This is a genomic window from Streptosporangium sp. NBC_01810, from assembly GCF_035917355.1.
In the GTDB taxonomy this organism is placed as follows: Bacteria; Actinomycetota; Actinomycetes; order Streptosporangiales; family Streptosporangiaceae; genus Streptosporangium.
Genome location: NZ_CP109070.1, coordinates 2027714 through 2048190 on the forward strand (window position 1 = coordinate 2027714; position 20477 = coordinate 2048190).

Sequence of the window (20477 nt, forward strand, 5' to 3'; positions counted from 1 at the left end):
CCACCCCCCCGCACCGCCCGACGGGCTCAGCCGGCGTCCGGGGGGTGCGGGAGGGAGCCCAGGCCACGCAGCACGAACTCCAACACCATCTCCTCGGCCTCCTCGGGTGTCACCGCGCCGCTGAGCAGCGGGACCCGCTCGGCGCCGATGACGGCGAGGATGAAGCGGGAGGTGGCGGCCACGTCGAGGGTGTGGAAGTCGCCTGAGGCCACGCCGCTGTCGATGATGCCCGTCAGGATGCGCTGCATCGGCTCGACGTGGTCGGCCAGGCGCTGGTAGGCGTCGGGGCCCAGGGCGGCGGACAGGTCGGCGGGGCCGGGATGGGGGTGGGCGAGCAGCCCTTCGAGCTGGAGCCTGACGAAGACCCGCAACTGCTCGGCGGAGGAGGCCCGCTCGGGCAGTTCCCGCTCGTAGCCGTCGATGAAGTAGTGCGTCACCCGCTCGGTGAAGGCCAGCAGCAGCGCGGCCTTGTCGGGGAAGTAGTTGTACAGAACGGTGCGGGTGATCTCGGCCTCGCTCGCCACGTCGGTCATGGAGATGGCGTCGATGCCCTGCTCCCGGGAGAGACGTGAGACCGCACGCAGGATGCGGTCCTGTGTCTGGGCGCGGTGCTCGCCGATGGTAGCGGCCGAAATCCGGGGCATGGCCCCATGGTCGCACAGTGCCGCAGCCCCGGTCAGGTCGTCCGCGTCCGGCCGCGAGGTCAGCGCTGGGGGCGGGTCGCGATCATGGCGGTGTGCAGGTCCTTGGTGCTGGGGGCCGGGGGGAGCGGGAGGCCGGCGCGGTCGGTGCGGCAGGCGTCGAGGATCAGGCCGATCAGTCGCCGCCACGCCTGAGGGGCGGCGTAGCGCGTGGAGCCGAGCACTCCGGCGTTGGCCATCATGATCAGCATAAGATCCTGGCCGGTGAAGTCGGCGCGTAGCGTCCCGGAACGGCGGGCCCGCTCGATCACCCGGTCGATCGCCGCCATCGCCCGCGCTCTCGGTGCCTCCAGCGCGGCTCCGGGGAAGCAGGTGGTGAGAGCCTCGGTCACCCCCTGGTCGGCGGCCTGCATCCCGCAGACGTGTTCGACCAGCCCGGCGAACGCCTCCCAGGGGTCGTCGGCGAGCTCCGCCGCCTCGGGATCGGGCTGATCCTGCCCGCTCTCACCGGCGTCCTGCCCGTGCTGACCCCGCTCGCCGCCGCCGGCCTGGTGGTCACGATGATCGGCGCCATCATCGTGCACGTCCGGCGCAAGGAGTATTCGGCACTCGTGATGAACCTGGTGCTCCTCGTGCTGGCCGCCTTCGTGGCCTGGGGGCGTTTCGGGCCGTACGCCTTCTGAGCACCGTACGTCTTTGAGGGCCTTTGCCGGGACCGTGCGATTTCCGAAGGTCCAGCGCCTCCTGGAGGGCGCCGGACAGCTGAACGCTCCGGTGCGGAGACATCCGTGCCGGAGCGTTCTCTCGTGCTGTGGGACGACCGGGTTCAGGCGGCGACCTCGGACCGGGCCACCCGGCCGAGCTCGCCCAGGACCTCGGTGTTGAGCAGGTAGGCGAGCTTGGTCTCGCGGATCAGACGCTGCTTCTCGGCCTCGTCCAGGGGCAGCGCGTCCAGCCGGGCCCGGTACTCGTTCTTGAAACGGGGCAGGCTGCCGATCTCGTCGAACAGGTAGAAGTCGATGCCGCCACCCGGCTGGTAGCCGTAGATCTTCTGCAGCTCCATCCGGATGAACTGCCCGCCGGACAGGTCACCCATGTAGCGGGTGTAGTGGTGGGCGATGTAGCCGGCCGGCCAGGTGGCGACCTGGTTGATGCGGGAGACCAGGGTCAGGGTCGGCTTGGAGGGCTCGATCCTGGACCGCCAGCCGGACCCGTAGATCGTCTCCAGGTCGCGGACCAGGGCCTCCTCCCGGTAGAGCTCGGGAAAGACGAACGGTGCCGCGACGGGGTCCTCGGCGAGCGACCGTGAGGCGCCGTCCAGGGCCACGTAGGCGAAGTAGTGCTGGGCGACCATCTCGCCGTACGCCTCGGGGGTGAGCTGGCCCGCCATCAGGGCCTTGAGGTAGCTCTCATCCTCGGCGGATTCGTGGTCGCCCCAGGTGGCGTTTCTGAGGACTTCGGAGAACGGTGACTCACTCATGATCACTCCGCGGCGAGGAAACTTTTCATGACACAGTGTCACAAAAATCGCGCCACCTCGTCAAGCCGATGACGACACCTTGTCATTAAACCGGCCGTCCTTCGCGTCGAGTTCGGGTGGGACGCGCGGGGACGGGCTTCTTGGCGCGAGCGGGTGGGGCCTGTCGCAGGGAGCCGGGCGCGTCGGATGGTGCCGTGGCCTCCGAGGGGGGTGCCTTCGCCGCCAATCTACCCTTAGGTTAGGCTCGGCTAACTTTTACAGCGTTGTCGTTGAAACCGTGGTCGGACTCCTCCCGATCGACAGAAGGAAAACATCGCCATGCCCGTTGAACTCCCCAAAGCTGTGCTCGCACCGGCAGCGGGAGCCCTGCTGTCCGGGATCACCGCCTGCGGAAACGAGTCCGACAGCGGTTCCACCGCTGCCGGCGCCGCGAACGACAAGAAGATCACCGTTTGCGGCGGCCGCAGCGAGTCGCCGGTCAAGGGATCAGGACTCCTCCCCTGACCACGCGACCACATCTCGCCAGGCGGGTCCGCCGCGACGGACCCGCCCTACGGCCGTTCGGTCGTATCCTGCCGACGGGCGGGCGTCCTCGCCGGCCGCTACTGCTCGCCCTGTCGGTACTGGCCGTCGCGGTGGCCCTCATCCCGGTGCTCTACCTCGGCGTGCGGACGGCCGAAGCGGGCTGGGAGCGTATCGCCGAGGAGGTGTTCACCGCGCGGGTCGCGCTGCTCGCGCTCCGCACCCTCGGCCTGGCCGCGGTGGTGAGCGCCGGGTGCCTCGTGCTGGGGGTCGGTTCGGCGTTCCTGGTCGTACGGACCGATCTGCCCGCCAGGCGCGCGTTCGCGGTCCTGGCGGCCCTGCCACTCGCGGTACCGACCTACATCGCGGCATTCGCGTGGAGATCGACCGTTGACGGGTTCGAGGGCTTCTGGGCGGCGGCGCTGGTGCTGACGCTGTGCTCCTATCCCTACGTCTTCCTGCCCGTCGCCGCGGCGCTCAAGGGCGCCGACCCGGCCCAGGAGGAGGTGTCCCGATCACTGGGCAGAAACGCCTGGCGTACCTTCACCGGTGTGACACTGCGGCAGGTCCGTCCCGCGGTCGCGGGTGGCGCGCTTCTGGTGGCGCTGTACGTTCTGTCGGACTTCGGCGCGGTGTCGATCGTGCGGGCCGACACCTTCACCCGGGCCATCTTCGTCGCCTTCGACCTGGGCTTCGACCGAACCGGAGCGCTGGTGCTGTCAAGTGTGCTCGTCATCTTGACGATGCTCATACTCGCGGGTGAGACGGTGAGCCGCCAACGCGGTGCCCGCTACGCTCATCTGGGCGCTACTCGCCGGGCCCCGGCCAGGTTCCGCCTCGTCCGGACGCGCTGGCCCGCCACCTTCATGCTGCTCGTTCTCGCGGGGCTCTCCATCGGCGTCACCGTGGTGAGCCTCGGCCACCGGATGATCGAGGGTGTCTCGCGGCCGGGGACCTGGTCCGAGGTGGCCGACGCCGCGGGCAACTCGCTCTGGCTCTCCTTCGCGGGCACCGTGCTCACCGTGCTGCTCGCGCTGCCACTGGGCGTGCTCACCGCCAAGGCGCCAAGCCTGCTGACCGCACTGCTCGATCGTCTCGGCTACCTCAGCCACGCCCTGCCCGGCCTGGTCATCGGCCTTTCCCTGGTCTCCTTCGGGATCAGCCTCGCCTATCCGATCTACCAGACGACCTGGCTGCTCGCGCTCGGCTACGTCGCCCTGTTCCTCCCGCTGGCGGTGGCCGCGGTCACCGCGGCGGCGGCACAGGCGCCCCCCGTCCTGGACGACGTCGCCCGCTCACTGGGCCGGGGACCGCTGGCCGTGCTGCGTACGGTGACCCTGCCCCTCACCCTGCCCGGCATCGGGGCCGGTGCCGCGCTGGCCTTCCTGGCCTGCATGAAGGAACTGCCCGCTACACTCCTTTTGCGGCCGACCGGTATCGACACCCTCGCCACCGAACTGTGGACGCACACCACCGTGGCGGCCTATGCCGCCGCTGCCCCCTACGCGGCGTTGCTCGTGCTGCTGTCATCGGTGCCCGCGTGGCTGCTCACCTCGCGCACCGGCATCCTCACCCGGGAGTCCACCAGATGAGCCGGCTGGAACTGCGCGGTATCGCCAAGAAGTACGGAACGATGACCGCGCTCGCCGGGGTCGACCTCACCGTGCCGAGCGGCACCCTGACCGCCGTACTCGGCCCTTCGGGCTGTGGCAAGACGACCCTGCTGCGCTGTGTGGCGGGTTTCGAACGGCTCGATGCCGGTGAGATCGCCGTTGATGGGCGGACTGTCGCAGGCCCGGGAGTGCACACATCCCCAGAACGCCGGCATATCGTCACCGTCCCGCAGGAGGGCGCGCTCTTCCCGCACCTGTCGGTGGGCGACAACATCGGGTACGGCCTGAACCGGGAGGAACGGCGTTCTGGCCGCATCGAGGAAGTGCTCACCCTGGTGGGCCTGTCCGGACAGGGCGAGCGGATGCCACATCACCTGTCCGGCGGACAGCAGCAGCGCGTGGCGGTCGCCAGGGCGCTGGCACCGCGCCCCTCCCTCATCCTGCTCGACGAGCCGTTCAGCGCGCTGGACGCCGGGTTACGCGTCGAACTGCGGCGCGATGTGCGCGACGCGCTGCGAGCCGACGGGGCGACCGCCATCCTCGTCACCCACGACCAGGGCGAGGCCCTCTCCAGCGCCGATCAGGTCGCGGTGATGCGCGACGGCCTGGTCATCCAGAGCGGACCGGCGGTCGGCGTCTATCGGGAACCGGTGGACCCATGGGTGGCGGCATTCGTGGGCGACGCGGTGTTCCTGCCCGCCGGAACCGGTATCGGCCCAGGTACGGGTGACGCCGTGCTGTCCACGGCACTCGGTCCCATCCCGGTGGGCGAGGTACCGGCAGGGACCGGTGCCCTCACCGCCATGGTGCGCCCCGAACAGATTCGCATCACCACGGCATCGGCCCGCCCGGCGGTGGCCGCGACCGTGATCGGTTACGACTTTCACGGCCATGACGCGGTCGTCACACTCCGGCTCGCCGATGACACACGGATCATCGCGCGAGTGCCCGGCCACGCGGCCCCGGTGACGGCGGGAGCCGCTGTCGGGGTGCTCGTGGAAGGAACATGTCAGGCCTGGCGTGGGGCTTGAGGAACAGCGCGCACGCCGGTTGTCCGTGATGGAGGCGGGTGCGCGGCGCGTGCGCATCCGGTAAAACGAACGGTTTGTCGTGCCGCGGACGGGTTGCGCGCCGTCGTTGGCCGTTCCCGGCCCGGCACCGGTGGCGCGGTGTCGCGAGGGCCTGCCGATCGTTTCCGTTGACGGGAAAAGTCCCTCGTCGCTCCAGGTGGGATCGCGGAGCAGGAAGGCGACGAGGGGGAGTGAGCTGGGGCCGTCCTATTCTGTGGCGGCCTGTAGCGGAGTGGCGCCGAGGGGGCCGGTCTCGGGTGGTGTGAAGTCATGGTCCGCGGTTGGCGGTAGGTCGCCGAGCGCCGGGAGTATCGCGATCGACCGAGCAGATCGATGGCCTGCTCGGCCTGCTGCGCGGTGATGGACTTCTTCCGGCAGGATGGCAGAAATTACACAATTACGATCGCTCACAGCGAACACGCTCAACCTCGGGAACATTCTCAGGCTCCCATTAATTGAGTGAGTACAACTCAACCCTTGGAGTTCACATGAGTGAGAGCTTGATCCTCCCGGTCCTGCCGCTCGACGACGAGGTCGTGCTGCCGGGCATGGTGGTTCCGCTTGACCTGTCGGAGACCGAGGTCCGGGCTGCGATCGACGCGGCTCAGGCTCTCGCTGACAACAAGCCCGAAGTCCTGCTCGTTCCCCGGATCGACGGAAGATACGGCTCGGTGGGCGTCCGGGCGATCGTCGAGCAGGTGGGCAGGCTGCCGGGCGGCGAGCCCGCCGCCGTGGTGCGCGGTGTCGACCGGGTCCGCGTGGGCACCGGCACGACCGGGCCGGGCGCGGCCCTGTGGGTGCAGGCCACCCGGGTTCCCGCCGTCGCGGCGGACGAGCGCGCCCACGAGCTGGCGAAGGCGTACAAGGCGCTGGCCACCACGATCCTGCAGAAGCGGGGCGCCTGGCAGGTCGTCGACGCGGTCAACCAGATGGACGACCCGTCGATCCTGGCCGACAACTCCGGTTACGCCCCCTGGCTGAGCACCTCGCGCAAGGCCGAGATCCTGGAGACCGCGGACCCGGCCGACCGGTTGGAGAAGCTGGTCGAGTGGTCGCGCGAGCACCTGGCCGAGATCGACGTGGCCGAGACGATCCGCAAGGACGTCCAGGAGGGCATGGAGAAGCAGCAGCGTGAGTTCCTGCTCCGCCGGCAGCTCGCCGCGGTCCGCAAGGAGCTCGCCGAGCTGAACGGCGACACCGCCGCCTCCGAGGAGGAGGACTACCGCTCCCGCGTCGAGGCCGCCGACCTGCCGGAAAAGGTGCGTCAGGCCGCGCTTAAGGAGGTCGACAAGCTGGAACGGACCTCTGACCAGTCTCCCGAGACCGGCTGGATCCGCACCTGGCTCGACACCGTTCTCGACATCCCGTGGAACGAGCGGACCGAGGACTCGTACGACATCGCCGCGGCCCGCGCCGTCCTCGACACCGACCACACCGGCCTCGAGGACGTCAAGGACCGCATCATCGAATACCTCGCGGTCCGCGGGCGCAGGGCCGAGAAGGGGCTCGGCGTGGTCGGCGGCCGTCGCAGCGGCGCCGTGCTTGCGCTGGCCGGCCCGCCCGGGGTCGGCAAGACCTCCCTCGGTGAGTCCGTCGCCCGTGCGATGGGCCGCAAGTTCGTCCGGGTCGCCCTCGGCGGTGTCCGGGACGAGGCCGAGATCCGCGGTCACCGGCGTACCTACGTCGGCGCCCAGTCGGGCCGGATCGTCCGCGCCATCCGGGAGGCCGGCTCGATGAACCCGGTCGTGCTGCTCGACGAGGTCGACAAGGTCGGCTCCGATTACCGGGGCGACCCGACGGCCGCGCTGCTCGAGGTGCTCGACCCGGCGCAGAACCACACCTTCCGTGACCACTACCTGGAGGTGGAGCTCGACCTCAGCGACGTGCTCTTCCTGGCGACCGCCAACGTGCTGGAGGCCATCCCCGGCCCGCTGCTGGACCGCATGGAGATCGTGACGCTCGATGGCTATACCGAGGACGAGAAGGTCGCCATCGCCCGTGACCATCTGCTCCCGCGCCAGCTCGACAAGGCCGGCCTCACCGCCGAGGACGTCACGGTCGACGAGGACGCGCTGCGCAGGCTCGCGGGTGAGTACACCAGGGAGGCCGGGGTCCGGTCCCTGGAGCGCTCGATCGCCAGGATTCTGCGCAAGGTGACGGCCAATGTCGCGCTCGGTGAGGGCGAGCTGCCCGTGGTGGTGGGGGACCTGGTCCCCTATCTGGGCCGCCCGCGTAACGTGCCGGAGTCCTCGCTTCCCGAGTCCAGCCAGCGCACGGCGGTTCCCGGTGTGGCGACCGGTCTGGCGGTCACCGGGGCGGGAGGTGACGTGCTCTACGTGGAGGCGTCCCTGGCCGACCCCGAGACCGGTGACACCGGCCTGACCTTGACCGGCCAGCTCGGCGACGTCATGAAGGAGTCGGCCCGGATCGCGCTCTCCTACCTGCGCTCGCGGGGCGCGGAGCTGGAGCTGCCCGTCGGTTCCCTCAAGGACCGCTCGGTGCACGTCCACTTCCCGGCCGGAGCCGTTCCCAAGGACGGCCCGTCCGCGGGCGTCACCTTGATCACGGCCCTGGCCTCGCTGCTGTCGGGCCGTCAGGTCCGCGCCGACGTGGCCATGACCGGCGAGGTCTCCCTCACCGGCCGGGTGCTCCCGATCGGCGGGGTCAAGCAGAAGCTGCTGGCCGCCCACCGGGCGGGCATCACGACGGTGCTGATCCCGGCGCGCAACGAGCCCGACCTGGACGATGTCCCGCAGGCCGTCCGCGACGAGCTCACCGTTCACGCGGTGAGCGACGTGCGCGAGGTCCTGGACATCGCGCTCACCCCGGCCAAGGTGGCCGAGCACATCGCCGCCTGACCCACGGCCCGCACCACGGCCCGCCCCCTCACCGGAGGGGGCGGGCCGTCCGGCTGCCCGATCTGGCGGCCAAGGGCCGGCTCATGTCGTACGGGGAGACCAAGGGCCGCTTCTACGCGCCGGGGGCGAGGATGCGGGCGATCAAGGACGACTTCGCCCAGCGGATCGTCCCGCTACGGGATCCGTACTGGCATGACCAGCGCTTCGTTCCGTAGACCGAACTTGAGGGCGAGGCCGGCACCGACCACCTCGCCGCCTGGTTCGCCGCTCGCTGGGGCACCGCCGCCGCGACCGTCAACGCCCGCCTGGACGCGCTGAGGCGGCGAACGGCAGAGCTACTCCCCCTGGTCGCACGAACCCGAGCGGTGGGCAGTGAACCGGGGGCGAGGAGGGTCCGGGTAGAAGTGCACTGAAGATCTTGGTTTGAGTGGATATCGGCGCGGAGCAGGCGCCCCGGCGGCTTATGCAGTGGCGGGGTTCAGTGCCCAGGCGCCGCCTGTGTGGGTGAGTCCGAGGTTGATGAGGCGGCGGAGGTTGAGTGCGGCAGCGCGGTTGTGGAGCCAGATGTTGTTCTTGAGGACGCCGCGGTAGGGAACGCGACGGTTGCCTTTGGCGACCAGCCAGGCGATGGCGCGTTCGACGGGTGGTCGCCAGCGGCGGTACTCCTGCTGCCATCGCTGACTGGTGGCGGCCTGCTGCCGGGCGGTTTTGAGGAGGTCATAGTGGGGGTGGACGTTGAAGGTGCGTCCGGTCTTGGACGTGGTGCAGCGTTCGCGCAGTGGGCAGGTGCGGCACAGGATCTTGAACTGGGCCTGGCGGTTACCACCTGCCAGCGGGCGGCCGAGGGTTTTGGTGTGGCCTGCCGGGCAGGTGACGCGGCCGGTTTGGGTGTCGACCTGGAAATCGTCGGTGGTGAAGCCGCCGGGGACGGCTTGGCGTAGCGGCGGCGGCTTGATCACCAGGGTGTGGCCGTCGGCTTGGAGGGTCTGTCGCAGGTCGCCGGTGCCGTAGGCGGTGTCGCCCAGTACCGTCAGGGCATCGTCGTCGCCGGCGAGGAGGCTTCGGGCGACGGCGGCCTCGTGGTTGTCCGCGCCGCTGCCCGCGGTGAGGGCGACCTCGGTGAACAGCCCCGCCTCGGGCTCGAACGCGGCATGTGCGCGAAAGCCGTCCTGGTGGCGGGTGCGGTTCTTGTGGATGTGGCGGGCCTCGGGGTCGACCGTGGACACGATGCGGTCGTGGGCGGTGCGCCGGGCGATCCGCCATCGGCCGTCGGAGCCGTCGGCGGGCTCGACGTCTTGTCCTGCGACCAGTGCCAGCAGTCCGAGGGCGCCTGCCGCCGTCTCGCCGAGCGGTTGGCCGGGCACGTGAGCGATGAGATTAAGGGCGTCGGTGACCAGGGCGTCGACCAGTGTGTCCCGCGCCTGCTGGTCGTTCCAGGCGATCTTCGGCTTGCCGGGGTCGGTGTAGTCGTGGGCGGTGCACCACTGGGCGGCGACCGGCTCGGCGCCGGGGACGTCGCGGATGACCCGGCGGATCGCGGCGATGAGCTGGGTGACGGTGTCCTGGGTGGCGACCGCGTCGTCCAGCACGGTGGAGTCCAACGCCCGGCGCTGCCTGCCTTTGAGGACGCCGGTGGCCGCGACGACTTCCCTGACCTTGGTGAACAGCCGGTTCGGATCGGCCGAGCGCTGCAGGCGCCGTCGGAAGTAGGTCAACAGCGACGGGTCGAACGCGGTGTCGTACAGACCCAGGCCGCAGGCGGCCTTCCACCTCAGGTCACAACGCAGTTCCTGAACCGTCTCGAAGTCCGACAGCCCGTGCAGGCTCTGCAGGACGATCACTGTGGCGAGCACCTGCGGCGGCATGCTCGGCCGCCCGTTCGCCGAGGGATACATGTCCGTGAACATGTCTGCTGGGAACAGCGTCTGCCGATGTTCGGCCAGGAACGCGAAAACGCTCCCGGCTGGGATCAGCTCCCGGCAGGTCTGCCACACATCCGGCCCTACCGGTTCTCCAGCCCATTCACCCTGCACGCAACGAGTCTGGCCCCGAATCATCCGAGGCGGGACCAGAACGCAAGATTTTCAGTGCACTTCTAGAAGTGCACTGAAGATCTTGGTTTGAGTGGATATCGGCGCGGAGCAGGCGCCCCGGCGGCTTATGCAGTGGCGGGGTTCAGTGCCCAGGCGCCGCCTGTGTGGGTGAGTCCGAGGTTGATGAGGCGGCGGAGGTTGAGTGCGGCAGCGCGGTTGTGGAGCCAGATGTTGTTCTTGAGGACGCCGCGGTAGGGAACGCGACGGTTGCCTTTGGCGACCAGCCAGGCGATGGCGCGTTCGACGGGTGGTCGCCAGCGGCGGTACTCCTGCTGCCATCGCTGACTGGTGGCGGCCTGCTGCCGGGCGGTTTTGAGGAGGTCATAGTGGGGGTGGACGTTGAAGGTGCGTCCGGTCTTGGACGTGGTGCAGCGTTCGCGCAGTGGGCAGGTGCGGCACAGGATCTTGAACTGGGCCTGGCGGTTACCACCTGCCAGCGGGCGGCCGAGGGTTTTGGTGTGGCCTGCCGGGCAGGTGACGCGGCCGGTTTGGGTGTCGACCTGGAAATCGTCGGTGGTGAAGCCGCCGGGGACGGCTTGGCGTAGCGGCGGCGGCTTGATCACCAGGGTGTGGCCGTCGGCTTGGAGGGTCTGTCGCAGGTCGCCGGTGCCGTAGGCGGTGTCGCCCAGTACCGTCAGGGCATCGTCGTCGCCGGCGAGGAGGCTTCGGGCGACGGCGGCCTCGTGGTTGTCCGCGCCGCTGCCCGCGGTGAGGGCGACCTCGGTGAACAGCCCCGCCTCGGGCTCGAACGCGGCATGTGCGCGAAAGCCGTCCTGGTGGCGGGTGCGGTTCTTGTGGATGTGGCGGGCCTCGGGGTCGACCGTGGACACGATGCGGTCGTGGGCGGTGCGCCGGGCGATCCGCCATCGGCCGTCGGAGCCGTCGGCGGGCTCGACGTCTTGTCCTGCGACCAGTGCCAGCAGTCCGAGGGCGCCTGCCGCCGTCTCGCCGAGCGGTTGGCCGGGCACGTGAGCGATGAGATTAAGGGCGTCGGTGACCAGGGCGTCGACCAGTGTGTCCCGCGCCTGCTGGTCGTTCCAGGCGATCTTCGGCTTGCCGGGGTCGGTGTAGTCGTGGGCGGTGCACCACTGGGCGGCGACCGGCTCGGCGCCGGGGACGTCGCGGATGACCCGGCGGATCGCGGCGATGAGCTGGGTGACGGTGTCCTGGGTGGCGACCGCGTCGTCCAGCACGGTGGAGTCCAACGCCCGGCGCTGCCTGCCTTTGAGGACGCCGGTGGCCGCGACGACTTCCCTGACCTTGGTGAACAGCCGGTTCGGATCGGCCGAGCGCTGCAGGCGCCGTCGGAAGTAGGTCAACAGCGACGGGTCGAACGCGGTGTCGTACAGACCCAGGCCGCAGGCGGCCTTCCACCTCAGGTCACAACGCAGTTCCTGAACCGTCTCGAAGTCCGACAGCCCGTGCAGGCTCTGCAGGACGATCACTGTGGCGAGCACCTGCGGCGGCATGCTCGGCCGCCCGTTCGCCGAGGGATACATGTCCGTGAACATGTCTGCTGGGAACAGCGTCTGCCGATGTTCGGCCAGGAACGCGAAAACGCTCCCGGCTGGGATCAGCTCCCGGCAGGTCTGCCACACATCCGGCCCTACCGGTTCTCCAGCCCATTCACCCTGCACGCAACGAGTCTGGCCCCGAATCATCCGAGGCGGGACCAGAACGCAAGATTTTCAGTGCACTTCTAGAAGTGCACTGAAGATCTTGGTTTGAGTGGATATCGGCGCGGAGCAGGCGCCCCGGCGGCTTATGCAGTGGCGGGGTTCAGTGCCCAGGCGCCGCCTGTGTGGGTGAGTCCGAGGTTGATGAGGCGGCGGAGGTTGAGTGCGGCAGCGCGGTTGTGGAGCCAGATGTTGTTCTTGAGGACGCCGCGGTAGGGAACGCGACGGTTGCCTTTGGCGACCAGCCAGGCGATGGCGCGTTCGACGGGTGGTCGCCAGCGGCGGTACTCCTGCTGCCATCGCTGACTGGTGGCGGCCTGCTGCCGGGCGGTTTTGAGGAGGTCATAGTGGGGGTGGACGTTGAAGGTGCGTCCGGTCTTGGACGTGGTGCAGCGTTCGCGCAGTGGGCAGGTGCGGCACAGGATCTTGAACTGGGCCTGGCGGTTACCACCTGCCAGCGGGCGGCCGAGGGTTTTGGTGTGGCCTGCCGGGCAGGTGACGCGGCCGGTTTGGGTGTCGACCTGGAAATCGTCGGTGGTGAAGCCGCCGGGGACGGCTTGGCGTAGCGGCGGCGGCTTGATCACCAGGGTGTGGCCGTCGGCTTGGAGGGTCTGTCGCAGGTCGCCGGTGCCGTAGGCGGTGTCGCCCAGTACCGTCAGGGCATCGTCGTCGCCGGCGAGGAGGCTTCGGGCGACGGCGGCCTCGTGGTTGTCCGCGCCGCTGCCCGCGGTGAGGGCGACCTCGGTGAACAGCCCCGCCTCGGGCTCGAACGCGGCATGTGCGCGAAAGCCGTCCTGGTGGCGGGTGCGGTTCTTGTGGATGTGGCGGGCCTCGGGGTCGACCGTGGACACGATGCGGTCGTGGGCGGTGCGCCGGGCGATCCGCCATCGGCCGTCGGAGCCGTCGGCGGGCTCGACGTCTTGTCCTGCGACCAGTGCCAGCAGTCCGAGGGCGCCTGCCGCCGTCTCGCCGAGCGGTTGGCCGGGCACGTGAGCGATGAGATTAAGGGCGTCGGTGACCAGGGCGTCGACCAGTGTGTCCCGCGCCTGCTGGTCGTTCCAGGCGATCTTCGGCTTGCCGGGGTCGGTGTAGTCGTGGGCGGTGCACCACTGGGCGGCGACCGGCTCGGCGCCGGGGACGTCGCGGATGACCCGGCGGATCGCGGCGATGAGCTGGGTGACGGTGTCCTGGGTGGCGACCGCGTCGTCCAGCACGGTGGAGTCCAACGCCCGGCGCTGCCTGCCTTTGAGGACGCCGGTGGCCGCGACGACTTCCCTGACCTTGGTGAACAGCCGGTTCGGATCGGCCGAGCGCTGCAGGCGCCGTCGGAAGTAGGTCAACAGCGACGGGTCGAACGCGGTGTCGTACAGACCCAGGCCGCAGGCGGCCTTCCACCTCAGGTCACAACGCAGTTCCTGAACCGTCTCGAAGTCCGACAGCCCGTGCAGGCTCTGCAGGACGATCACTGTGGCGAGCACCTGCGGCGGCATGCTCGGCCGCCCGTTCGCCGAGGGATACATGTCCGTGAACATGTCTGCTGGGAACAGCGTCTGCCGATGTTCGGCCAGGAACGCGAAAACGCTCCCGGCTGGGATCAGCTCCCGGCAGGTCTGCCACACATCCGGCCCTACCGGTTCTCCAGCCCATTCACCCTGCACGCAACGAGTCTGGCCCCGAATCATCCGAGGCGGGACCAGAACGCAAGATTTTCAGTGCACTTCTAGAAGTGCACTGAAGATCTTGGTTTGAGTGGATATCGGCGCGGAGCAGGCGCCCCGGCGGCTTATGCAGTGGCGGGGTTCAGTGCCCAGGCGCCGCCTGTGTGGGTGAGTCCGAGGTTGATGAGGCGGCGGAGGTTGAGTGCGGCAGCGCGGTTGTGGAGCCAGATGTTGTTCTTGAGGACGCCGCGGTAGGGAACGCGACGGTTGCCTTTGGCGACCAGCCAGGCGATGGCGCGTTCGACGGGTGGTCGCCAGCGGCGGTACTCCTGCTGCCATCGCTGACTGGTGGCGGCCTGCTGCCGGGCGGTTTTGAGGAGGTCATAGTGGGGGTGGACGTTGAAGGTGCGTCCGGTCTTGGACGTGGTGCAGCGTTCGCGCAGTGGGCAGGTGCGGCACAGGATCTTGAACTGGGCCTGGCGGTTACCACCTGCCAGCGGGCGGCCGAGGGTTTTGGTGTGGCCTGCCGGGCAGGTGACGCGGCCGGTTTGGGTGTCGACCTGGAAATCGTCGGTGGTGAAGCCGCCGGGGACGGCTTGGCGTAGCGGCGGCGGCTTGATCACCAGGGTGTGGCCGTCGGCTTGGAGGGTCTGTCGCAGGTCGCCGGTGCCGTAGGCGGTGTCGCCCAGTACCGTCAGGGCATCGTCGTCGCCGGCGAGGAGGCTTCGGGCGACGGCGGCCTCGTGGTTGTCCGCGCCGCTGCCCGCGGTGAGGGCGACCTCGGTGAACAGCCCCGCCTCGGGCTCGAACGCGGCATGTGCGCGAAAGCCGTCCTGGTGGCGGGTGCGGTTCTTGTGGATGTGGCGGGCCTCGGGGTCGACCGTGGACACGATGCGGTCGTGGGCGGTGCGCCGGGCGATCCGCCATCGGCCGTCGGAGCCGTCGGCGGGCTCGACGTCTTGTCCTGCGACCAGTGCCAGCAGTCCGAGGGCGCCTGCCGCCGTCTCGCCGAGCGGTTGGCCGGGCACGTGAGCGATGAGATTAAGGGCGTCGGTGACCAGGGCGTCGACCAGTGTGTCCCGCGCCTGCTGGTCGTTCCAGGCGATCTTCGGCTTGCCGGGGTCGGTGTAGTCGTGGGCGGTGCACCACTGGGCGGCGACCGGCTCGGCGCCGGGGACGTCGCGGATGACCCGGCGGATCGCGGCGATGAGCTGGGTGACGGTGTCCTGGGTGGCGACCGCGTCGTCCAGCACGGTGGAGTCCAACGCCCGGCGCTGCCTGCCTTTGAGGACGCCGGTGGCCGCGACGACTTCCTGACCTTGGTGAACAGCCGGTTCGGATCGGCCGAGCGCTGCAGGCGCCGTCGGAAGTAGGTCAACAGCGACGGGTCGAACGCGGTGTCGTACAGACCCAGGCCGCAGGCGGCCTTCCACCTCAGGTCACAACGCAGTTCCTGAACCGTCTCGAAGTCCGACAGCCCGTGCAGGCTCTGCAGGACGATCACTGTGGCGAGCACCTGCGGCGGCATGCTCGGCCGCCCGTTCGCCGAGGGATACATGTCCGTGAACATGTCTGCTGGGAACAGCGTCTGCCGATGTTCGGCCAGGAACGCGAAAACGCTCCCGGCTGGGATCAGCTCCCGGCAGGTCTGCCACACATCCGGCCCTACCGGTTCTCCAGCCCATTCACCCTGCACGCAACGAGTCTGGCCCCGAATCATCCGAGGCGGGACCAGAACGCAAGATTTTCAGTGCACTTCTAGACGAGAAGTTCCGAAGTAGCGGCGACGCTGATGGTTGGCTGCGCCGGGTTGGCCGCTTGCGGCCCGCCCGTGGAGCGGATGCTTCGGTGGTGCACCTGCTAAGAAATAAGCTCTGAGTTCCCGAGTGCCTCTCCGGGTCATCTCACCCCAGGACCAGGGCGTTCTCCGTGTAGAGCACGTCGCTCCGGCGGTTGAGGAGATCTCGGGATCGGTGAAGCCTCCCCCTTGTCGCCGAGGTTTTTGTAGCGGTGGTGAAGCTGAGGAGTCGCGTGCCGGCCCCGGTCGATCCCGGTGTACGAACGAGGGGGAGGGGGACGGGCTGCCGGACGACTCCGGGCACGGGTGTTCGTGAAGGCCGATCGATTTAACATAAAATGTCGGGAATGACGGTAAATAAGGGTTGCGTTGGGCCAGGTGTGGACCGAGGCCAGAGACCATGATCTGATCGCTGGACCATCTCCTCCCGCACCGTCCGGGCCACCTGCCCTCCTTCCGGGACGCCCGTCGGCTCCCTCCCCGGAAGCCTGCCGAGATCCGTTCCATGTTGGGGTACAGCAGTGATTGACGTGTCGGACCTGCGAAAGGTCTATCGAGATCGGGGGCGCGAGGTGGTCGCCGTCGACGGCGTCGACCTCCACGTCCGCGAGGGTGAGACATACGGCGTGCTCGGGCAGAGCGGCGCCGGTAAGAGCACCCTGCTGCGCTGCGTGAACCTCCTGGAGCGGCCCACCTCGGGCACCGTCTCGGTGGCGGGTCAGGAGCTGACGAGCCTGGCCGAGCGGGACCTGCGCAAGGCGAGGCAGCGGATCGGGATGATCCACTAGCATTTCGCGCTGCTCTCCTCCCGTACCGTCGCCGGCAACGTCGCCTTCCCGCTGGAGGTCATGGGAGTGGCAAAGGCCGAGCGCGGCAGGCGGACCGCCGAGTTGCTGGAGCTGGTCGGGCTGGCCGACAAGGCCGGGGCGCACCCCGCGCAGCTGTCGGGAGGGCAGAAGCAGCGGGTCGGCATCGCCCGCGCGCTGGCCGGCAGTCCTCCGGTCCTGCTGTCGGACGAGGCCACCTCGGCGCTCGACCCCGGCACCACGCAGTCGATCCTGGCCCTGCTCAAGAGCCTCAACCGCGAGCTCGGCCTGACCATCCTGCTGATCGCGGTGATCCCGTTCACCAGGCTGATCGTCGGCACGACCATCGGCACCATCGCCGCGGTGGTCCCGCTGACGCTCGGCGCGGCGCCGTTCTTCGCCCGCCTGGTGGAGACCGCGCTGCGCGAGGTCGGCAGGGACAAGGTACAGGCGGCCCAGGCCATGGGGGCCGGGCGCGCGACCATCGTCGGCAAGGTGCTGCTGCCCGAGGCGATGCCCGGCCTGATCGCGGGGCTCACGGTGACCGTGGTCGCGCTGATCTCGTACTCGGCGATGGCCGGGGCGATCGGCGGGGGCGGGCTCGGAGACCTGGCCATCCGCTACGGCTACCAGCGCTTCGAGACCATCCTCATGATCGTCACCGTTGTCGTGCTGGTCGCCGTCGTGCAACTCGTGCAGAGCCTGGGCGACACCGTCGCCCGCCGTCTCGCGCGCGACTGACCGGCCGAGCCGATGACCTTCTGCCGCCGCGCGGCCACACCGGGGTGACCGGGGGAGCGCTTCCACGGCCGTGAGAACCGTCATCCCAGGGCCGCGACCTCGTCCGCGAGGTCGCGGCCCTGCCGCGTTCGAGTACTTCTCACCGAACCTGAAGCCGAGTAATGTTCTGCTCCATGCACCCGGGAGCCATCGCAGCAGTTTCGCCGGACAAGCCCGCTGTGATCATGGCGGGCTCCGGACGGGTCGTCACCTACCGCGAGCTGGACGAGGAGTCCAACCGCCTCGCCCACCTCTTCCGCGCAGCCGGCCTACGGCCGGGTGACCACATCGCCTTCATGCTGGAGAACCACCCGCTCTTCCTGGTGGTCGCCTGGGCCGCGCACCGCTCGGGCCTGTACTACACGGCCATCAGTTCGCGTCTGAAGACCGACGAGCTCGCCTACATCGTCGACAACTGCGGGGCCCGGGTCTTCATCTCCTCGGCCGCCCTCGCGGACGTAGCGGTCTCCATCACCGACCTCGCGCCCAAGGTCGGGCTCAGGCTCATGCTGGACGGTGTCGCCCCCGGTTTCGACTCCTACGAGAAGGCCGTCGCGGCCCACCCCGCCACGCCCGTCGAGGACGAGTGCCAGGGCGTGGACATGCTCTACTCCTCCGGCACCACCGGGCGCCCCAAGGGCGTCAAGCCCACGCTCTCCAAGGCCCCGCTGGAGGAGCCCGGGCCGCTGCTGCGGCTCATCCAGTTCCTGTTCGCCCCCTCGGCCGACAGCGTCTACCTCTCCCCGGCTCCGCTCTACCACGCCGCCCCGCTGCGCTACTGCATGAGCTTCCAGCGGATGGGCGCCACGATCGTCGTCATGGAGAGGTTCGACCCGGAGCAGGCGCTCACGCTCATCGAGAAATACCGTGTCACCCACTCGCAGTGGGTGCCGACGATGTTCATCAAGATGCTCAAACTGCCCGAGGAGGCCCGCGTGCGCCACGACCTGTCGTCGCTGGCCTGCGCGATCCACGCCGCCGCCCCCTGCCCCATCCCCGTCAAGGAACGGATGATCGACTGGTGGGGGCCGATCATCCACGAGTACTACGCGGGGACCGAGGGCAACGGCTTCCTGTACGTCGGCTCGCAGGACTGGCTCGCACACAAGGGCACGGTCGGCCGCCCGCTGCTCGGCGTCACCCACATCTGCGATGAGGACGGCAACGAGCTGCCGCCGCGCCAGCACGGCACCGTCTACTTCTCAGACGGCCCGCAGTTCGTCTACCACGGCGACGAGGCCAAGACGGAGGCATCCCGTGACCCGCGGGGCCGGGGCTGGACCACCCTCGGGGACATCGGCTACCTCGACGAGGAAGGCTTCCTCTACCTCACCGACCGCCGCTCCTACATGATCATTTCTGGCGGTGTCAACGTCTATCCGCAGGAGGCCGAGAACGTCCTGTCCGTCCATCCCAAGGTGGCGGACGTGGCGGTCCTCGGCGTTCCCGACGAGGAGATGGGCGAGCAGGTCAAGGCGGTCGTCCAGCCGGCCTCCATGGACCTGGCGGGTCCGGAGCTGGAAGCCGAGCTGATCGAGTACTGCCGCTCCCAGCTGGCGTCCTACAAGTGTCCCAAGTCCGTCGACTTTCGCGAGGAACTGCCCAGGCACCCCACCGGGAAGCTCTACAAACGCCTCCTGCGCGACGAATACTGGCCCGCCGGCTCCTGATCGCCTCCCGCACCGCTGCGGACTTGGTCTTGACCAGGCGCTGCTGGACGGCCTCGGTGGCCGCGCGCAACCTGCGGATCGAGTCCAGCCTCACCTCGGCCGTCGGCGCCGGGAGGTCCCGCTTGAGTTCGTCGGCGATCGTCTTGACCAGGGAGGCCTAGACCTCGCGGTAGAGGTCGGCGACGGTGCTGGCGATCTGGTCGAGGAGGTCCTGGTCTACAGCCATGAGGTGGACCTCCTCGTGGCATCAGCACTATGTGTCTGGCTGATCGAGCCAACATCGCCCACGCTCGCCGCGACCCCATCGACCGCAATGCCGCATTCGCCGTCTACAACATCTGATCAACATGCCGGAACCGGACATGGCGAATCAACGCTGAGGCCGGGACTGAACGGGGAAATCCGGACGCCCGGTCAGGCCCGCCCGTCCGGCGCGCAGCCCCGCAGGATGAACGCGATCACCTCGTCCAGCCCGTGTTCCACGATCTCCGGAGCGAGCATGCCGGTCGCGGCCAGGTTGGCGTAACCGTGAAGCGTCGCGAAGACCGGGACGCCGAACTACTGCACCCAGCACCGCACCCGGCAAGTGGAACATCACCGACATACCTGACTGGAACGGTCGCACTGCCGTCGTTACCGGCGCCAACAGCGGTATCGGCATCGCCACCGTCGAGGCGCTGGCCGCCGTGGGTGCCCATGTGGTGCTCGCGGTACGGGACCCCAAGCGTGGCGAGGCCGCCGCCGCGGGCGTGCACGGCAGCGTGGAGGTACGCCGGCTCGACCTGGCCGACCTCGCCTCCGTGCGTGAGTTCGCCGCCGCCTGGCGGGGCGATCTGGACCTGCTCGTCAACAACGCCGGCGTCATGAACACCCCGGAGTCCAGCACCAAGGACGGCTTCGAGACGCAGTTCGGGACCAATCATCTGGGCCACTTCGCCCTGACCAACCTGCTGCTGCCGCACATCACCGACCGTGTGGTGACCGTGTCGTCCGAGGCGCACAAGAAGCCGGGCACCCCGCACATCCACTTCGACAACCTCAACCTCACCGGCGAGTACGCCCCGAGGAAGGCATACAGCCAGTCCAAGCTGGCCAACCTGCTGTTCACGCTGGAACTCCAGCGCCGCCTCGCCGCATCGCACTCGCCCGTGTGTGCCCTGGCCGCGCACCCCGGCCGGGCCGCCACGAACCTGCAGCGCCACGACGGCAGCGCGCTGGGCCGCGTCGTCATGCGGGCCGTGGCCCAGGACAACAAGGCCGGCGCACTGCCGACCCTGTACGCCGCCGTCCAGGACCTCCCCGGCGCGAGCTGCGTCGGCCCGGACGGCTTCGGCGAGGTGCGCGGCGCCCCGACCCTGGTCGGCCGCTCCCCGGCGGCCAGCGACCCGGCGACGGCCCGGCGCCTGTGGACGGTCTCCGAGGAGCTGACCGGCGTCACGTTCCCGCAGCCGACCGCGGTCACCGGAGCGTGAGGGCGCCGCGCCCTACTACCCCCGCCCGGGGTCGGTCAGCCGTGCGCCCGGAGGCGGAACACGGGATGGTCCGCGGGGTCGGGCAGCGCCGTGAAGACCGCGGAGACCGTCGGCATACTGCCGTACTTCTCCGGTAGGCCGCCATCGGCGGCGGCCGCTCCGCCACGGGCACCTCTTCCGTGCGCCGCGCGGAACTGGACGGGCTCGAAGAGCAGCCGGCCAAGCAGTTGGCGGAGGTGCAGGCCGAGCGGGAGGAACTCGCCGTCGCCGAGCGGGTCCTTAGAGGGGCCGAGGAAGATTTTTGAGCTGCCCTCCGGGGTCTGAGCACGGCTGATAAAGC

Annotated in this window: 16 protein-coding genes and 2 pseudogenes; 11 read left to right on the forward strand and 7 right to left on the reverse strand. The window is 69.3% G+C overall.

Translation table 11 applies throughout. The features are described 5' to 3' along the window. Positions 1-26: 26 nt before the first annotated feature. On the reverse strand, positions 27-644 hold the full coding sequence (locus tag OIE13_RS09255) for a TetR/AcrR family transcriptional regulator (RefSeq protein ID WP_326641064.1): 618 nt from the start codon (positions 642-644) through the stop codon (positions 27-29). 59 nt (positions 645-703) lie between these two features. Next, a complete protein-coding gene (locus OIE13_RS09260) occupies positions 704-1054 on the reverse strand; it encodes an SbtR family transcriptional regulator (protein WP_326641062.1) in 351 nt (116 codons plus the stop codon). A 9-nt stretch (positions 1055-1063) separates the two neighbouring features. Here OIE13_RS09260 and OIE13_RS09265 point away from each other — a divergent pair, with 9 nt between their 5' ends. Further along, complete coding sequence (locus tag OIE13_RS09265) at positions 1064-1324, forward strand: DoxX family protein (protein WP_326641060.1); 261 nt, start codon at positions 1064-1066, stop codon at positions 1322-1324. A gap of 143 nt (positions 1325-1467) precedes the next feature. Here the strand turns inward: OIE13_RS09265 and OIE13_RS09270 are convergent, their stop codons facing one another. Beyond that, on the reverse strand, positions 1468-2121 hold the full coding sequence (locus OIE13_RS09270) for a biliverdin-producing heme oxygenase (protein WP_326829872.1): 654 nt from the start codon (positions 2119-2121) through the stop codon (positions 1468-1470). 318 nt (positions 2122-2439) lie between these two features. Here OIE13_RS09270 and OIE13_RS09275 point away from each other — a divergent pair, with 318 nt between their 5' ends. The 5 genes from OIE13_RS09275 to OIE13_RS09295 all read left to right on the forward strand — a co-directional run bounded on the left by OIE13_RS09275 (position 2440) and on the right by OIE13_RS09295 (position 8399). After that, a complete protein-coding gene (locus OIE13_RS09275) occupies positions 2440-2625 on the forward strand; it encodes a hypothetical protein (RefSeq protein WP_326641055.1) in 186 nt (61 codons plus the stop codon). Between the two features lie 131 nt (positions 2626-2756). After that, the gene (locus OIE13_RS09280; protein WP_326829873.1) at positions 2757-4235 is read left to right on the forward strand and encodes an ABC transporter permease; all 1479 of its coding nucleotides are present in this window, start codon (positions 2757-2759) and stop codon (positions 4233-4235) included. Continuing rightward, positions 4232-5287, forward strand: coding sequence for an ABC transporter ATP-binding protein (locus OIE13_RS09285; RefSeq protein ID WP_326641051.1), 1056 nt, complete (start codon positions 4232-4234; stop codon positions 5285-5287). Before OIE13_RS09280 ends, OIE13_RS09285 begins: the two co-directional genes overlap by 4 nt. 527 nt (positions 5288-5814) lie before the next feature. Continuing rightward, positions 5815-8184, forward strand: coding sequence for an endopeptidase La (gene lon / locus OIE13_RS09290; protein WP_326641049.1), 2370 nt, complete (start codon positions 5815-5817; stop codon positions 8182-8184). 83 nt (positions 8185-8267) lie between these two features. Beyond that, positions 8268-8399 carry a hypothetical protein gene (locus OIE13_RS09295; protein WP_326641047.1) on the forward strand — a complete coding sequence of 44 codons (132 nt, stop codon included), beginning with the start codon at positions 8268-8270 and terminating at the stop codon, positions 8397-8399. Between the two features lie 246 nt (positions 8400-8645). Here the strand turns inward: OIE13_RS09295 and OIE13_RS09300 are convergent, their stop codons facing one another. The 4 genes and pseudogenes from OIE13_RS09300 to OIE13_RS09315 form a co-directional block, all read right to left on the reverse strand. Continuing rightward, positions 8646-10217: an IS1182 family transposase gene (locus OIE13_RS09300; RefSeq protein WP_326639485.1), complete on the reverse strand. Its 1572-nt coding sequence runs from the start codon at positions 10215-10217 to the stop codon at positions 8646-8648. A 125-nt stretch (positions 10218-10342) separates the two neighbouring features. Continuing rightward, complete coding sequence (locus tag OIE13_RS09305; RefSeq protein WP_326639485.1) at positions 10343-11914, reverse strand: IS1182 family transposase; 1572 nt, start codon at positions 11912-11914, stop codon at positions 10343-10345. Between the two features lie 125 nt (positions 11915-12039). Further along, complete coding sequence (locus OIE13_RS09310; RefSeq protein WP_326639485.1) at positions 12040-13611, reverse strand: IS1182 family transposase; 1572 nt, start codon at positions 13609-13611, stop codon at positions 12040-12042. 125 nt (positions 13612-13736) lie between these two features. Then, positions 13737-15307 (reverse strand): annotated as a pseudogene (locus OIE13_RS09315) (IS1182 family transposase). A gap of 623 nt (positions 15308-15930) precedes the next feature. Here OIE13_RS09315 and OIE13_RS09320 point away from each other — a divergent pair. From OIE13_RS09320 to OIE13_RS09340, 5 genes and pseudogenes are all read left to right on the forward strand, one after another. Beyond that, positions 15931-16956: pseudogene (locus OIE13_RS09320) on the forward strand (ATP-binding cassette domain-containing protein). 173 nt (positions 16957-17129) lie between these two features. Continuing rightward, a complete protein-coding gene (locus tag OIE13_RS09325; RefSeq protein ID WP_326829874.1) occupies positions 17130-18665 on the forward strand; it encodes an acyl-CoA synthetase in 1536 nt (511 codons plus the stop codon). A 29-nt stretch (positions 18666-18694) separates the two neighbouring features. Continuing rightward, positions 18695-18826 carry a hypothetical protein gene (locus OIE13_RS09330; RefSeq protein ID WP_326641042.1) on the forward strand — a complete coding sequence of 44 codons (132 nt, stop codon included), beginning with the start codon at positions 18695-18697 and terminating at the stop codon, positions 18824-18826. 432 nt (positions 18827-19258) lie between these two features. Next, positions 19259-20137, forward strand: a complete 879-nt coding sequence (locus tag OIE13_RS09335) for an oxidoreductase (RefSeq protein WP_326646832.1) — start codon at positions 19259-19261, stop codon at positions 20135-20137. 179 nt (positions 20138-20316) lie between these two features. Further along, the gene (locus tag OIE13_RS09340; RefSeq protein ID WP_326641040.1) at positions 20317-20442 is read left to right on the forward strand and encodes a hypothetical protein; all 126 of its coding nucleotides are present in this window, start codon (positions 20317-20319) and stop codon (positions 20440-20442) included. Positions 20443-20477 lie beyond the last annotated feature (35 nt).

Bases quoted from the DNA above. Each gene is read 5' to 3' on its own strand.
- lon (WP_326641049.1), top strand. From the start codon at position 5,815: ATGAGTGAGAGCTTGATCCTCCCGGTCCTGCCGCTCGACGACGAGGTC.
- OIE13_RS09255 (WP_326641064.1), bottom strand. From the start codon at position 644: ATGCCCCGGATTTCGGCCGCTACCATCGGCGAGCACCGCGCCCAGACA.
- OIE13_RS09270 (WP_326829872.1), bottom strand. From the start codon at position 2,121: ATGAGTGAGTCACCGTTCTCCGAAGTCCTCAGAAACGCCACCTGGGGC.
- OIE13_RS09275 (WP_326641055.1), top strand. From the start codon at position 2,440: ATGCCCGTTGAACTCCCCAAAGCTGTGCTCGCACCGGCAGCGGGAGCC.
- OIE13_RS09285 (WP_326641051.1), top strand. From the start codon at position 4,232: ATGAGCCGGCTGGAACTGCGCGGTATCGCCAAGAAGTACGGAACGATG.
- OIE13_RS09295 (WP_326641047.1), top strand. From the start codon at position 8,268: ATGTCGTACGGGGAGACCAAGGGCCGCTTCTACGCGCCGGGGGCGAGG.
- OIE13_RS09325 (WP_326829874.1), top strand. From the start codon at position 17,130: ATGCACCCGGGAGCCATCGCAGCAGTTTCGCCGGACAAGCCCGCTGTG.
- OIE13_RS09260 (WP_326641062.1), bottom strand. From the start codon at position 1,054: ATGCAGGCCGCCGACCAGGGGGTGACCGAGGCTCTCACCACCTGCTTC.